Annotated in this window: 15 protein-coding genes; 5 read left to right on the top strand and 10 right to left on the bottom strand. The window is 71.2% G+C overall.

Going from position 1 to position 13659, the window contains the following annotated elements; translation table 11 throughout:
• Nucleotides 1–16: 16 nt before the first annotated feature.
• On the bottom strand, nt 17–682 hold the full coding sequence (locus tag ABZX30_RS04000) for a hypothetical protein (protein ID WP_355928461.1): 666 nt from the start codon (nt 680–682) through the stop codon (nt 17–19).
• 201 nt (nt 683–883) lie between these two features.
• On the opposite strand from ABZX30_RS04000, the gene ABZX30_RS03995 reads away from it, so the two are divergent.
• Both ABZX30_RS03995 and ABZX30_RS03990 read left to right on the top strand, forming a co-directional pair.
• Nucleotides 884–1147: a hypothetical protein gene (locus ABZX30_RS03995; protein WP_355928459.1), complete on the top strand. Its 264-nt coding sequence runs from the start codon at nt 884–886 to the stop codon at nt 1145–1147.
• Nucleotides 1148–1294: 147 nt separating this feature from the next.
• The gene (locus ABZX30_RS03990; RefSeq protein ID WP_355928457.1) at nt 1295–2140 is read left to right on the top strand and encodes an RNA polymerase sigma factor SigF; all 846 of its coding nucleotides are present in this window, start codon (nt 1295–1297) and stop codon (nt 2138–2140) included.
• Between the two features lie 38 nt (nt 2141–2178).
• Here the strand turns inward: ABZX30_RS03990 and ABZX30_RS03985 are convergent, their stop codons facing one another.
• Both ABZX30_RS03985 and ABZX30_RS03980 read right to left on the bottom strand, forming a co-directional pair.
• The gene (locus tag ABZX30_RS03985; RefSeq protein ID WP_355928454.1) at nt 2179–2526 is read right to left on the bottom strand and encodes an STAS domain-containing protein; all 348 of its coding nucleotides are present in this window, start codon (nt 2524–2526) and stop codon (nt 2179–2181) included.
• A gap of 320 nt (nt 2527–2846) precedes the next feature.
• Nucleotides 2847–3338, bottom strand: coding sequence for a hemerythrin domain-containing protein (locus tag ABZX30_RS03980; protein ID WP_355928452.1), 492 nt, complete (start codon nt 3336–3338; stop codon nt 2847–2849).
• Between the two features lie 215 nt (nt 3339–3553).
• Here ABZX30_RS03980 and ABZX30_RS03975 point away from each other — a divergent pair, with 215 nt between their 5' ends.
• Both ABZX30_RS03975 and ABZX30_RS03970 read left to right on the top strand, forming a co-directional pair.
• A complete protein-coding gene (locus tag ABZX30_RS03975; protein WP_355928450.1) occupies nt 3554–3781 on the top strand; it encodes a DUF5133 domain-containing protein in 228 nt (75 codons plus the stop codon).
• A 157-nt stretch (nt 3782–3938) separates the two neighbouring features.
• Complete coding sequence (locus ABZX30_RS03970; RefSeq protein WP_355928449.1) at nt 3939–4418, top strand: ATP-binding protein; 480 nt, start codon at nt 3939–3941, stop codon at nt 4416–4418.
• Between the two features lie 10 nt (nt 4419–4428).
• On the opposite strand, the gene ABZX30_RS03965 is transcribed toward ABZX30_RS03970, so the two are convergent.
• Entirely contained in the window at nt 4429–7218 is a 2790-nt protein-coding gene (locus ABZX30_RS03965) for an FAD-binding and (Fe-S)-binding domain-containing protein (RefSeq protein ID WP_355928448.1), read from the bottom strand.
• Between the two features lie 293 nt (nt 7219–7511).
• Here ABZX30_RS03965 and ABZX30_RS03960 point away from each other — a divergent pair, with 293 nt between their 5' ends.
• On the top strand, nt 7512–8345 hold the full coding sequence (locus tag ABZX30_RS03960; protein ID WP_355928447.1) for a PIG-L family deacetylase: 834 nt from the start codon (nt 7512–7514) through the stop codon (nt 8343–8345).
• Nucleotides 8346–8415: 70 nt separating this feature from the next.
• Here ABZX30_RS03960 and ABZX30_RS03955 read toward each other — a convergent pair whose 3' ends face one another.
• The 6 genes from ABZX30_RS03955 to ABZX30_RS03930 form a co-directional block, all read right to left on the bottom strand.
• Entirely contained in the window at nt 8416–9648 is a 1233-nt protein-coding gene (locus ABZX30_RS03955; protein ID WP_355928693.1) for an Ig-like domain-containing protein, read from the bottom strand.
• 264 nt (nt 9649–9912) lie between these two features.
• Nucleotides 9913–10152 (bottom strand): hypothetical protein, encoded by a 240-nt coding sequence (locus ABZX30_RS03950; protein ID WP_355928445.1) that lies wholly within the window; start codon nt 10150–10152, stop codon nt 9913–9915.
• 112 nt (nt 10153–10264) lie between these two features.
• Nucleotides 10265–10420 carry a hypothetical protein gene (locus ABZX30_RS03945; RefSeq protein ID WP_355928443.1) on the bottom strand — a complete coding sequence of 52 codons (156 nt, stop codon included), beginning with the start codon at nt 10418–10420 and terminating at the stop codon, nt 10265–10267.
• Nucleotides 10421–10486: 66 nt separating this feature from the next.
• Nucleotides 10487–11767: a cytochrome P450 gene (locus ABZX30_RS03940; RefSeq protein WP_355928441.1), complete on the bottom strand. Its 1281-nt coding sequence runs from the start codon at nt 11765–11767 to the stop codon at nt 10487–10489.
• 68 nt (nt 11768–11835) lie between these two features.
• Nucleotides 11836–13239, bottom strand: a complete 1404-nt coding sequence (locus tag ABZX30_RS03935) for an FAD/NAD(P)-binding oxidoreductase (protein ID WP_355928438.1) — start codon at nt 13237–13239, stop codon at nt 11836–11838.
• The gene (locus ABZX30_RS03930) at nt 13236–13454 is read right to left on the bottom strand and encodes a ferredoxin (protein ID WP_355928436.1); all 219 of its coding nucleotides are present in this window, start codon (nt 13452–13454) and stop codon (nt 13236–13238) included. Before ABZX30_RS03930 ends, ABZX30_RS03935 begins: the two co-directional genes overlap by 4 nt.
• Between the last annotated feature and the right edge of the window lie 205 nt (nt 13455–13659).

Raw genomic sequence — 13659 nt, 5'->3', positions numbered from 1 at the left:
ACCGGCGCGCGCTCCCTCAGCTCCTTCTGACGCCGACCGCCTGCGTGATCGCCACCGTGGCCGCGAGCACCGCCGTGGTGACCGTGAGCAGGACGCCCGTGGACCCGACGAGGGCTGCGGAGCCCGAGGCGCCCTGCAGGTCGCCGAGCGGGATGTTGACCGGGGAGATCCCCTTGCCCAGCAGCGCCGCGAGCAGCAGGGCCAAGGCGGTCACCAGCGCGTAGCCCTGGCGTCGGAAGACCAGCCGTGAGCAGAGCACGCCGATGGCGATGCCGATGAGGGCACAGGTGAGCTGGGACTCGACGCCGAGCACGGCACCGGCCCCCGTGAACGTGTGCTTTCCGAACGCCGGCGGCAGGACCGGACCGGCCGCCGTCAGTGGCAGGCACCACAGCAGGGCCGTGCCGACCGATCCGAGCAGCACCCGCAGATGACTGCCCGCGGTGACGATCACGACCGAGCGGCGCGTCTGGTCCTCCAGGCCGATCAGGGCCATGGTCTGCCGGACCGAGCACACCAGCATGGCTCCGGCCGCCGAGCCGTAGGTGGCCGCGAGCGGGCCCGAGTCGCTGCTGGTCAGCACCGCCGGCAGACCGACGAAGGGGATCAGCGGCGCGAGATAGCGCTGCCACAGCACCATCACCGTGACCATGGAGCGGACCAGGGCGATCAACGCTGTCACGTCACTACACCGAGGCATCGATGAGGCGCGGCATCTCTTCGCTGTCACGTCAGCTGTGATCCGTCGTCCATCGTGAGCGGCGCCCATGCCGCCGCCGGGCGCGGGGATGCGCCCGCGACCCGTCATGGCCTCAAGAGGGACGTGTGAGGCGAATGGGGATGGTTACCCCCATAGGTACCCCCACAGAACGGAGACCACCCCATGGTGATCAAGAAGCTTCACGACATGGGCGTCCGCAGTGAGCATGCCTACATCGCCGGCCTGGCGTCGGTCGGGCTGAGCTTCGCCGCCTGGGCGACGAGCCTGAAGGCGGAACCGGCCGGCGTCGACCGCGCCGACCGGTGGGGCATCTTCGTCGGCGAATGGGCGCCGACGTTCATAGGCCTCGGCCTCGCCCTGTCGCACTATGAACAGCAGGAAGGCACCCTCAGCGGCTCCCTGCACGCTGTACGGCAGGCCGGCTGAGCCGGTCGGCCCGTCGGCGGCACGGTGCGCGGCCCGTGCGCCGTTCCTGTGCGGACAGGCATGGAGGGAGAATGAGGGGGTAGCCGTCGCGTCGTCAGCGGTTCGCGGCCGACCGCGGCACCGACTCGAACGCGGGAGGGGACCTTCATGGCGCTCATGAGCACGCCGGTGACGGACACGCACCACACCGAGCTGCCGGAAGTCCCCGACCCCTCCCGGGTGGCGCCGAAGGACGCCCGGGAGCTGTCGCGGCTGTTCTTCGAGCAGCTGGCGGTGCTGGAGGAGGGCACGCCGCAGCACAGCTACGCCCGGAACACGCTGATCGAGATGAACATGTCCCTGGTCCGCTACGCGGCCGGCCGGTTCCGCAGCCGTGGACCGGAGGAGATGGAGGACATCGTCCAGGTCGGCATGATCGGCCTGATCAAGGCGATCGACCGGTTCGAGCTGTCGAGGGAGGCGGAGTTCACCTCCTTCGCCATTCCCTACATCGTCGGTGAGATCAAGCGGTTCTTCCGCGACACCACCTGGGCCGTGCACGTACCGCGCCGCCTGCAGGAAGCCCGCGTCCAGCTGGCCCGGGCCACCGAGGAGCTGCGCAGCCGCCTGGGCCGGACCCCGACGGTGCGGGAACTGTCGGAGCTGATGAGCCTGCCCGAGGACGAGGTACGCGAGGCGCGCCTGGCCGCCAACGGCTACAACTCCTCCTCCCTGGACGCCGCGATCGGCGGCAGCGAGGACGGCGAGACCGCGCTGCAGGACTTCATCGGCGCCGAGGACGCGGCGCTGGAGCTGGTAGAGGACTTCCACGCCCTGGCCCCGCTGATCGCCGGACTCGGCGAGCGGGATCGGCGGATCATCCACATGCGGTTCGTGGAGGAACTCACCCAGGCTCAGATCGGCGAGCGCCTCGGCGTCTCCCAGATGCACGTCTCCCGGCTGCTCACCCGCTGCCTGACCCGGCTGCGCGAAGGCCTGCTCACCACCCGGTGAGACACGGCTCTGCCCGGCCGGTCAATCTGCCCGGCCGGTCAAGAGGCGACCGCCGCGCCGGAGCCGGCCGCACCGGAAGGGATCACCGTGAACAGTTCGTCGGCCTGCGTCAGCCGCAGCAGTCGCTCGGGCTGGGGCTGCAGGCCGGTGACGGCGAGGCGACCGCCTTCGGCGTGAAGGCGGCGGCGCAGCAGGATCAGCAGGTTCAGGCCGCTGGAGTCCATGAAGGGCACCCCCGACAGGTCCAGGTACAGCGTCCGGCCGGCCGGCGGGACGGCGGAGGCTGCCTCGGCCAGTGCCGGACAGGTCTGGAGGTCCAGCTCCCCGCTCACGGTGATCACCGTGCGGTCGGTGTGCTGCTGTGTCACCACGGTCAAAGCGTCCACGGTTCGCCCCTCGGTTCCGGGGTCGAGCCCATCACGTCCTCCGCTGAGGGAGGACATCAAGCACGCGGCATGGGGTCGCGTACAGCCGAGCGAGACAACCCGTACCGCGTCCCGGTCACCGTGAAGGTGACCTGCAAGACCGGCGCGGGGCCTCCCACCAGACCAGGCTGGTTGTGCCTCGAGCGTCGCACACGCGGTACACCGATGACCAGCCCACCCCCTGGGGCGCAGGGAGCGGGCGGCGGAGGCGCGACGGCCGCGTCCGGCCGCACTCCGGCCCGGGACGCCCGGCGCCGGGGTGCGGTCAGGAGTCGGCACGGTCAGGAACCGACGAGGCGGCGTACGTTGTCGACCGAGCCGCAGTCGGCCTCCAGCTGCCGGTCGCGCTCCTCCTGGAACGCCGCTCCCAGTTCCTCGCGCCGTTCCGTCGCCACGTTCTCGCGCGCGCCGTTGAGGATGGTGCGTTCTTCCTCGTCGGCGTGGTGGGTGACGGCCTCCACCAGCTCCTCCAGCTTGGAGTCCCACTCCTCGGAGCCGACCTCCTCCACCTCCAGGAGGTCCAGGAGGGCCTTGTTGCCCTCGTCGTGCTCGTGCTCGCCGTGCTCGACCTCTTCGTCGTCGATGTTCTTGTACCTCTTCAGGGCGGGATAGACCTTGGCCTCCTCGGCCACCGCGTGGGCGATCAGCAGGCCCGCGAACTCCTGGAGCGCGGCGGCCCGGTCGGCTTCGACGCTGCGCATCAGACGGAACAGGTCCTCCATGCGCCGGTGGTCTTGAAGGATGAGCTCGACGACGTCCCGGGTCTCGGCCATGGCAGGGCACCACTTTCGTGTGAACGGTTGGGGTCACCATCCCTTACCCGCACCGTCCGCATGGATGGCTTCCCGGCATTGACGGCTTCCCGGCTCCGCGGCCGGGGCACCGGGGCAGTCACACCGTCGGCGCTGCCCGGGCATGACGGCCGGAAGCCGGGGCATACGGCTCGGTGTACTGACCATGTGATTCGTGGTGATGAGGGAGACTCCTGATGCTGATGGCACACCCCGCCGTACTGACGAACCTGATCGAACAGTACGAGACCCTGCGGATACTGCAGGCCGAGGACGGCGGCCCTGAGGTGCGCCGGCGTATGGACGACGTCGCCTACACCTTGTGCGTGGCCACCGGCACCCGCGACATCGACGCCGCGCTCATCGCCGCCCGCCACCGGCTGCCGGGCGCCCGCCCGCAGGACGACTCCCTGCTCACCGCCTGACCGTGCCCGGGCTCGCCCCGCCCACGTCATGAGCACCAGTCGCGATCCGCTCACCGTGGCCGGCTCCCAGGAGCTGACCCGTGGTATTTGTTGCGCACCCGGACGGCCCTGTCACACGTGTACGCGCGGCGGGCGTGGTACCCGGCGGGGAGACGGCGTGCTGCGGAGGGACGGGGTCGAGGTGGCAGGGCGGATCAACGAGCCGGAGGGCGATGGTCGCGGCGGACGGGGCCTGGAGGCGGCGGAGGCGACGATCGCCCTGTCCGGCGCGGGGGCGTGCATCGCCGAAGCACGCCATCGGGCCACCGCCTTCCTCACCGAGTACGAGCGCGGCCACCGTTCACGGGTGCCGGACCGTGTCGTGGGCCTGGCCGAGCTGGTGGTCAGCGAGCTGGTCACGAACGCCTGCAAGTACGCCCCGGGCCCCGTCCTGCTGTGCCTGCGTCTGGCGGGCGAAGCGCTCGAGGTGGAGGTGTGGGACAGCGACCCGGTCCTGCCGGCGGTGAGCGGTGCGGACCCCCAGCGGGTGGGCCGGCACGGCCTGGAGATCGTGGAGGCCGTAGTGGCCGATCTCGCCGTCCTGCGGGAGACGGTCGGCAAGCGCATCACCGCGCGCATCCTCCTCACCGCCACCTGAGAACCGGGCGTCAGACGCGGGAGGCGAACAGCTCGGCCAGGTGCCGCGTCGGCACCTGGGCCAGGTCGTCGAGCTGGACACGGCAGGACATGCCGTCCGCCAGCACCACCGCGTCCGGGTGGGCCCGTACCGCCGGCAGCAGGTGCGTCTCGGCGACCGCGACGCTGACCTCGTAGTGTCCCCTCTCCACACCGAAGTTGCCGGCCAGGCCACAGCACCCCTGCACCTTGGTGACCGTCGCGCCGGCCTTCTCCAGCAGACGCTGGTCGGTGTCCCACCCGATGACCGCGCTGTGGTGACAGTGAGGCTGCGCGACCACCTCCACACCGGTCAGGTCGGGCAGCGGCAGGCCGAGGCGCTCGACGAGCTCGGCGAAGCTCAGCACCCCCGGCGCCGGCACGCCCGCCTCCTCGGTGTCGCACAGCTCTGCCGCGTCGCCGCGCAAGGTCGCGAGACACGACGGCTCCAGCGCCATCACGGGGATGCCGCTGCGCACGTAGGGCGCGAGGGTGCGCACGGTCCGGCCGACGATGGTCCGCGCCCGGTCGAGCTGACCGGTCGTGATCCAGGTCAGGCCGCAGCAGGCGGCCTCCGGGATCACGCGGACCGTGAGGCCGTGCGACTGAAGGAACCGGATCGCCGCCAGAGCGGACTGCGGGAAGAAGTGGTCGGTGAAGGAGTCCGCCCAGATCCACACGTCGGCCGGCGCGGGCCCCGCGTGAGCCGCCTTCGTCGCCTTCCTCAGCGTGGGCGAGGCGAAGCGCGGCACGGACCGCCGGTGGTCGATTCCGGCGGCCCGCTTCGCCAGCGCCGCGAGCGGCCCGGCCCGCAGGAACAGGTTGGCGGGCCTCGCCAGCGGCGCGGTGAGCCGCATCCACTGCGGGAGCCGCCCGAGGAACAGGTGCGACCGCGGCCGGCGCAGCCCGGCGACGTCGTGCCGCTGGTGCAGCACCTCGCTCTTGTAGGTGGCCATGTCGACACCGCTGGGGCAGTCGCTCGCACACCCCTTGCACGCCAGGCACAGGTCGAGCGCCCCGGCCACGGCCGGGTCCGCCGGTCCGCCGCGCAGAAGACCACCGTCGAGCGCCTCCTGCAGCACCCGGGCCCGGCCGCGGGTCGAATCCCGTTCGTCCCCCGTTGCGAGGTAGGAGGGGCACATGACCCCCGCGGTCCTCGGCGCCACGCACTTCCCGACGCCGGTGCACCGGTGCACGGCGGCGCCGAGGTCCCCGGCGTCGTGCAGCAGCCGCAGTCCGGAACGCACCCGCGCCCGGGGGCGCACCGGGCGCAGGTCGTCGGTGATCGGAACCGGGTCGGCGATGATGCCCGGATTGAGGATGCCGTCGGGATCGCAGACTGCCTTGACCTGCCGGAACAGGGCGAGGGACGTCTCGTCGTACATCAACGGCAACAGCTCGCCGCGGGCCCGGCCGTCACCGTGCTCTCCCGACAGCGTGCCGCGGTAGTCGCGCAGCCGCAGCGCACAGGCGGTCATGAAGTCGCGGAACACCGCGGCCGAGGCCGCCTCGCCGGGCCGGAACGGGAAGTCGATGCGGCAGTGGACGCAGCCGTCGCCGAAGTGCCCGTACGGGACGCCCTGGAGGCCGTGCTCCCGCAGCAGTTCCTCGAAGTCCCGCAGCCACGCACCGAGGTGCTCAGGCGGCACGGCGGCGTCCTCCCAGCCGCCGTACGCCGGTGTCGGCAGCGACCGGCCGGCGAGCCCGGCACCGTCCTCCCGGATGCGCCACAGCGCGGCCGCCTCCCGCGGGTCGTCGACGGGCCTGGCGTCCAGCGCGGCGCCCGCGGCGACGAGCCGCCGCACCGCGTCCGTCGCGTCCTCGCCCGCCACCTCCGCGAACAGCCAGCCGCGCCCCCTTGGCAGGCCGGGCACCTCGGATCCGTCGGCCCGCACCAGGTCCACGATGCGCGCGTCCATGCCCTCGCACGCGACGAGCCGGCCCGGTGCCGCGGTGAGCAGCGCCGGTACGGCATCGGCCGCGTCGGCCATCGTCGGGTACCCGAGCACCAGCATCCTGCGTTCGACCCGGTCGTCGACCAGCCGGACGGTCGCATCGAGGACCATGGCCAGCGAGCCCTCACTGCCGACCAGAAAGCGTTCGAAGCGGCGCCGCTCGGGCAGCAGGTGCTCCAGGCCGTAGCCGCTGACCTGGCGGCCGAAACGGCCGAACTCGGTCCGCAGATGGGCCAGGTTGGCGTCACCGACGGCCGCCAGCCGCCTCGCGGTGTCGCCGCCGGGTCGGCCGCCCTCCTCCCGGGAGAGTTCGCCGTTGCCGTACAGCACGCGCAGCGACTCGACGTTGTCCACCGTCCGCCCGTAGCCCAGCGCCCGAGACCCGCAGGCGTTGTTGCCGATCATTCCGCCGATGGTGCAGCGGCTGTGCGAGGACGGGTCGGGTCCGAACCGCAGCCCGTGGGGCGCGGCCGCGCGCTGCAGGTCCGCGTGGACCACGCCCGGTTCCACGCGTGCCGTGCGCGCGACCGGGTCGATGTCGATGATCCGGCCGAAGCGGCGGGTGTCGATGACGATTCCGTGTCCGACGGCGTTGCCGGCGATGCTCGTGCCCGCGCCGCGCATCGTCACCGGGATCCGCAGCTCGCGCGCCACCTCGTGGACCGCGATCACGTCGTCGGCACCGCGCGCTTCCACGACCGCGGCCGGGACGACGCGGTACAGGCTCGCGTCGGAGGAGTACAGAGCCCGGGTCAGGGGCGAGTCGTCGAACTCGACTCCTGCGGCGCGAAGAGCGGCGGCGAGGTCGTGCTGTGCGTCAGCGGGCATACCTCAGGCTAGCCAGGTCGTGATGAGTCCGGGCGTCGTGCACGTGCACGGGAGCGGAGCGCCGATGTCCAGGAATGTTCTCGTGCGGCGGGAACAGCCGGTCGGGGCGGCACTGTTGCACCGGCGGGGGCACCGGCGCCGAGCGGGCGGGAAACTGCACAGACCAGAAGACCGTCCGCCCTGACGCGACGGCCCCCGGGTCCGCGGTGGGCCCGGCCGCCCGATGCCGGGCGGCCGTCCGTACGCCTGCCGCGGACTCGGACCGAGGCCATTTCACACAGGAGGACTGCTTCATGACTGACCGGCCCTTGACGCTCATGGCGGTGCACGCCCACCCCGACGACGAGGCGACCGGAACGGGAGGTGTCCTCGCGCGGTACGCGGCGGAGGGCATCCGCACCGTTCTCGTGACGTGTACCGACGGCAGTTGCGGTGACGGGCCGGGGGGTGTCAAGCCGGGCGACCCCGGCCATGATCCGGCGGCCGTCGCCCTGATGCGGCGCCAGGAACTCGAGGCGAGCTGCGGCATCCTGAAGGTCGGTCATCTGGAGATGCTGGACTACGCCGACTCCGGGATGATGGGCTGGCCGACCAACGATGCCCCGGGATCGTTCTGGCGGACACCCGTGGAGGAGGGCGCTGCCCGGCTTGCGGAACTCCTGCGCCGTCACCGGCCGGACGTGGTCGTGACCTACGACGAGAACGGCTTCTACGGCCACCCCGATCACATCCAGGCGAACCGCATCACGATGGCGGCGCTGGCGATGACCGTGACGACACCGAAGGTGTACTGGACGACGGCGCCCCGCTCGATGTTCCAGCGGTTCGGGGAGGTCATGCGCGAGCTGGGTGCGGACTGGCAGGAGCCCGATCCCGCCGAGGCCGCCGCCGTGGCCGAGATCGGGCTCCCCGAAGAGGAGATCACCACCTGGGTGGACACCACCGCGTACGGCGGTCAGAAGTTCGACGCGCTGGCCGCGCACGCCAGCCAGGGCGAGAACATCTTCTTCCTCAAGATGGGCCAGAAGAAGTTCACCGAGTTGATGGGTGTCGAGACGTTCGTACGTGTCCAGGACACCACCGGCGCGGCCGTGCCCGAGAACGACCTCTTCGCCGGGCTGCGCTGATCCGCCCGCCCTCCGGGACCGGCCGGAGCGGGGCGGGCCGGTCCCGGAGGGCGGGACAGCAGGCGCGGTGTCAGTGGGTCGCGCTGCCCGCGACCCACTCGCTCCACGGCATGTTCCAGTCGCTGAGCCCGTTGTCCGCGGCCAGCGGGGTCTTGTCCGCGGAGTTCTTGATGATCACGACGTCACCGATCAGCGAGTTGTCGAAGAACCACGCGGCGGGCCGGCTGCTGTCGCCGCCGCCCTTGACGTCCTTCAGGCCCACGCAGCCGTGACTGGTGTTGACGTGGCCGAAGACCGAGTCGGCACCCCAGTAGTTGCCGTGGATGAACGTGCCCGAGGCGGTCAGACGCATGGCGTGCGGTACGTCCTTGATGTCGTACGCGGGCTTGCTGTCCTTCATGAGGCCGACGGTCGCACCGTTCATATGGGTGTGCCCGAACTTCTCGGAGATCACCATCTGACCGTTGTACGTCGGGTGCTCGGGGCTGCCGGACGAGATCGGGACGGTCCTGATCGTCTTGCCGTCCCGTACGACGGTCATCGTCTTCGTCCGGGCGTCGACCGTGCTGATCTGGCTCCGGCCGATCTTGAACGTGACCGTCTTCCGGACGCCTTGGACGTCGAGCTGCACGGTGACGACGGAGCCGGGCTTCCAGTAGCTCTTGGGGCGGAAGTCCAGGCGGGTGTCGCCGAACCAGTGGCCGACGCCCCGCTGGCCGCTGCTGGAGCTGACCTGGATGCTCGACTCCACGGCGGCCTTGTCGCCGACCGCCTTGTCGAAGGTGACCGTCACCGGCATGCCCACGCCGACGGTCGAGCCGTCCTCGGGGGAGAGGTGCCCGGGGAAACCGCCGGCCGGGGAGACCGTGCTGATCGTGGCGTTGCCGGTGACGGAGCGGCCCTGGGCGTCTTCGGCGTCCGCGGCGATCTGGTACCGGGTGGCCCGCTTCAGGCGGCCGTCCGGCTCCCAGGAGGTGCCGTCCGGGGACAGGGTGCCCGGGATCTCGTCGCCGGTGGCGACGGCTGTCATGGTCACCTGGGTGAGCTTGCCGTCGCTGACGGTGACCCGGACGGGGTCGTCGACCCCGACGTTGTCGGCACCCTGCGGGGGGCTGATGTCTATTCGGGCCTCGGAAGCGTCCTGGGCTGCCGTCCGATCCGTCGGCGCCTGCGATGTCGGCTGATCCCCGGCGTTGTTCCCGCCATCGGCGGCGCTGCTGGTGCCGCCGACCGTGACGGCGAGCACGCCGCCGAGTACGCCGGCCGCGGCCGCCAGTCCGATGTGTCGTTTGCCTGCCGTGATCAAACGCTTCTCCCATGCCGCTGGTCCTTGATTCCCGGAGCCGGTCGCCGCAGTGGTGGACAAGCCCCGAGAACTACTTATATCCAGGTATCTGTCCAGAAAGGGACAATTATGGTGAAGGTCACGCACCGTCCCCGGGTGTGATGAGGCGCGGCCCGGCGTTCAGCGGAGCGGTGATGTTGTCGGCAGGCGGCCGCCGCATCCGCTCGCCGTCGGCGGGGCCCGCCCATCGTGGTCGCGAGCGGCAGTCGCTCCTCGTCGAGGTCACGAGGCGCGGCTCCAGCGGCGGCTGCCGCAGCGACTTCCTTCCCCCGGGGACCCCCGGGAGCCTCCTTTCGGGTGGCACCATCGCCGTCCTGCCTGACCGGCCGCCATGGCAGCCAGGCCGACGGCGATGGAGGCGGCGCCGCCGCACCCCTCCGCCGCGTCGACGAGCGCGGTCGGTGTCAGTACCCGGTGATCGCGGTAACCGCCGGTCACCCGGATGAGCAGGGCCGCGGTCATGGCGCTTGCTCCACCTGGCTGACGACGGCCCGCCTCCGGCCCGGCATGACGCCGGGCCGGAGGCGGGCCGTCACCGTCTGCTGAGGCTGTCCACTGCGAACGGCCCCACGCGTCAGGTGGCCACGCGGTGGCGGTGGACGGCGTCGAGGGCCCGGTCGACGGGACCCAGAAGCGGCGCGGCCAGCTTGTTCCGGGCCTCGTTGTCGACCCACCGGTGCGGCCGGGTAGGGGCATAGGCCTGGGTCAGCTTGACCTCGGCGCCCAGCATCCGCAGCCGGCTGGGGCTCAGTGCCGGCGCAGCGCCCGGAACTCCTCCCGCTCCTCACGTGTCGGGTCAGTCGCGGATCCCGTCGATGTCGACCAGGAGGTGGCGCGGACCGCGGAAGATCTGGTTGTGCCGGTACGGCGGCGGGTCCTCGACGAGCCGCGGGTTCTCCACGCGCCGGAAGAACTCGCTGACCGCGACCTGGACCTCGAGCCGCGCGAGCGGCGCGCCGAAGCAGAAGTGGATGCCCTGGCTGAAGCCGAGGTGCTGGTTGTCGGGACGTTCGAGGTCGACCCGGTCGGGGTCGGTGAAGCGTTCCGGGTCGCGGTTCGCCGAGCCGTACACCAGGAAGACGGGCGCGCCCTTCGGGACGGTGGTGCCCGCGATGTCGATGTCGTCCTGGGCGGAACGGGTGTGCCAGAACTGGACCGACGACTCGAAGCGCAGCAGCTCCTCGACCCCGGGCACGATCAGCTCGGGCCGACGGCGCAGCTTCTCCAGCGCGTCCGGGTGCCGCAGCAGGGTCAGCACGCTGTGGGCGATGAGGTTGACCGTGGTCTCGTGCCCGGCGAAGATCAGGAGCAGCGCGTTGCTCGCCAGCACGCCCTTGGACATCCGCCCTTGTGAGCCGTCCTCGTTCACCATCGCCGAGAGCATGCCGGGTCCGGGCTGCTCTGCGTACCGGTCGAGCAGCTCTTCCGCGAACCGTTCGAAGTCCTGCACGGCCCGGCGACCTCCTGCCAGCCGGCTCCGCATCTCCTCGGAGGCGGCTTCCGGCCCGAAGTCCAAGGCGTCCAGGGCCGTCTCGATCCAGTGGTGGAAGCGTGACTCGTCCTCCACCGGCACGCCCAGGACCTTGCAGATCACGGTCACCGGCAGGGGATAGGCGAATTCGTCGACGGCGTCGATCCGGGTCTTGCCCCGCATGTCGTCCAGCAGGCCGCCGGTGATACGGCGGATCTCGGGCTCCAGGTCGGAGATCAGGTGCGGTGAGTGCGGCGGGCCGGCGAAGTGCGGCATCATCAGGTGGCGGTCCCGGTCGTGCTCGGGTGGATCGCACAGGATGATGTTCGGCTCCAGGGAGATGACGGTCTCCCTGATCGGCTCGGCCCCTGGCTGGGCCGAGCCCTCGGCCGGTTCCGGGGCGGGGGCCAGGGCGGAACGCTTTCTGGGATCCGAGCTGATCCGCGGGTCGTGGAGCAGGGAGACGATCTCCCGGTAGGTGCTGACGACGTAGGTGCCGTCCGGCTGCCGCGACACGGGCGTCTTGCGCAGTTCCTCGTAGAAGGGGTACGGGTTGGCGCGGTTGGCGTAGCGGAGGGCCTGCTGCCAGGGGGTTTCCTCGGTCATGAGAGGCTTCCCTCTTTCTTCCTGTCGGTCTGTCCGCTTGCACGCTCGCCCCGGCGGCCGCGTCGGCGTCAGCGGCGCCGAGGACGGAACTCAGCCCTTCGCTCGCTCGGGTCGTGGCCGGTCAGGACAACGTCGGGGACTCCCCCGGGGGCGCCGCGTTCAGGGAACTCGGCCGGAACCGGCTTCATGTCGGACGGCCGGTCCCAGCCCGGTGGCGGAGGCGGGAACGGGGCCGACCGCTGGATCAGGTCTCCGTAGTACTCCAGCCACTTGCCGTGGTCGAAGGTGACGGCGGCGACGATGCGGCCCCGGTGGCCGTAGGCGGCCGCGAAGCGACGCTCCTCGACGGATCCCTGCGTGAAGACGATCTCGTCGCCGAAAGGCGGCACGCCGACGGACTTGATGTTGACGCCGAACTGACCGGACCAGAAGCCGGGCAGCAACAGATGCGGGTAGTAGTGCGGCTCCAGGTTCACCATGTTGTGGGCCGCGACCTCGGCGCCGAGGACGGCATTGTCCCAGTGCTCCATCGCGAGGAACTGGTACTCGTACAGCACGTGCGGCGCCCGCGCGACGTCACCTGCCACGTAGACGCTGTCGGTGACCACGCCGTTGATGTCGAAGGCACGACCACCGGCGTCGCACCCGACGCCCCAGAAGCCGGCCGCCAGCCCGGAGCCCTCCAGCCATTCCACGTTGCGGATCGACCCCAGGGAAGCCACCACCACGTCGGTGTCGACGGTGGTTCCGTCCGACAGACGCGCGCACCGTACGTGTCCGCCAGAGTCGCCCTCCAGTGAGGACACGCCCAGCCCGCACCGCAGGTCCACGCCGTGATCGCGCTGCATCTGGGCGGCGATCTCCCCGATCACTCCGCCGAGCGCGCCGACCAGCGGCGCCGAGCCACGCTCGACGACGGTCACCGAGATGTCCAGTTCGCGGCAGACGGAGGCCACTTCCGAGCCGATGAACCCTGCGCCGATGACCAGGACCCGAGACGGCGGCTCGGCCAGCGCCTTCTGCAACTGTGCGGCATCGTCACGCGAGCGAATCGTGTGGACCCCGTGCAGGGCGGCCTCGGCCGGGTTCGGCCACTGTCGCGCGCGGGTGCCCGTGGCGATCAGCAGCCGGTCGTACGGGACCTGCTGACCGTCGGCCAAGCGCACCTGCTTGGCGGTGCGGTCCAGCCCGGTGGCCGCCACCCCGAGCCGCCAGTCCGCGTCCACTTCCCGCATGCGGGGCAACGTCGTGTGGTCGGCCGGCACCCAGCCCTTGAGCACCTGCTTGGACAGCGGGGGACGGTCGTAGGGCTCGTACGGCTCGTCCCCGATGATGGTCAGAGGCCCGGTGAAGCCCTCGTCACGCAGCGCTTCGGCGGCCCGCAGGCCCGCCAGGGAGGCGCCGACGATGACGATCCGGCCGTTCGCCCTGAAATTGCGCACCAACTCCGCGACCGCTTCCCGCACGGTCATGGCTCCGCGCTCCGCTCCACACCGTTCAGACGGTCGAGCTTGATCGCTTGCACCGGGCACGCCGCCGCGGCTCTCCGCACCTCCAGGCGCCGTTCGTCATCGGGGTTCGGGTCGTAGGTGAGTGCCTCCTGACCGCTCAGCCTGAAGACGTCGTGCGCCAAGTACACGCACTGCGCGTAGCCTTGGCACCGGTTCAGGTCCACGACGATCCGCATGGGCCGACTCCTTCCGTCCTGCCTCCGCCCCACAGCCACCCTTGACCTGGTCGTTCGGATACGCGGCGGTTGTCAGGCCTTCCGTCGGGCAACGAGCTGGACGACTCGTCCCTCCCCGGGCCGGGGCACCGGCTGAGCAACGCACGTGTTCGATCTTGCTCGGCGCGATGGCTGCGGCGACGCTTCCTGCCCGGTGCGCGTCAGG

Source organism: Streptomyces sp. NPDC004542 (genome assembly GCF_040610035.1).
Taxonomy (GTDB): Bacteria; Actinomycetota; Actinomycetes; order Streptomycetales; family Streptomycetaceae; genus Streptomyces.
The sequence above is the reverse complement of the archived record's forward strand: the minus strand, read 5'-3'. Positions and strand labels throughout refer to the sequence as shown.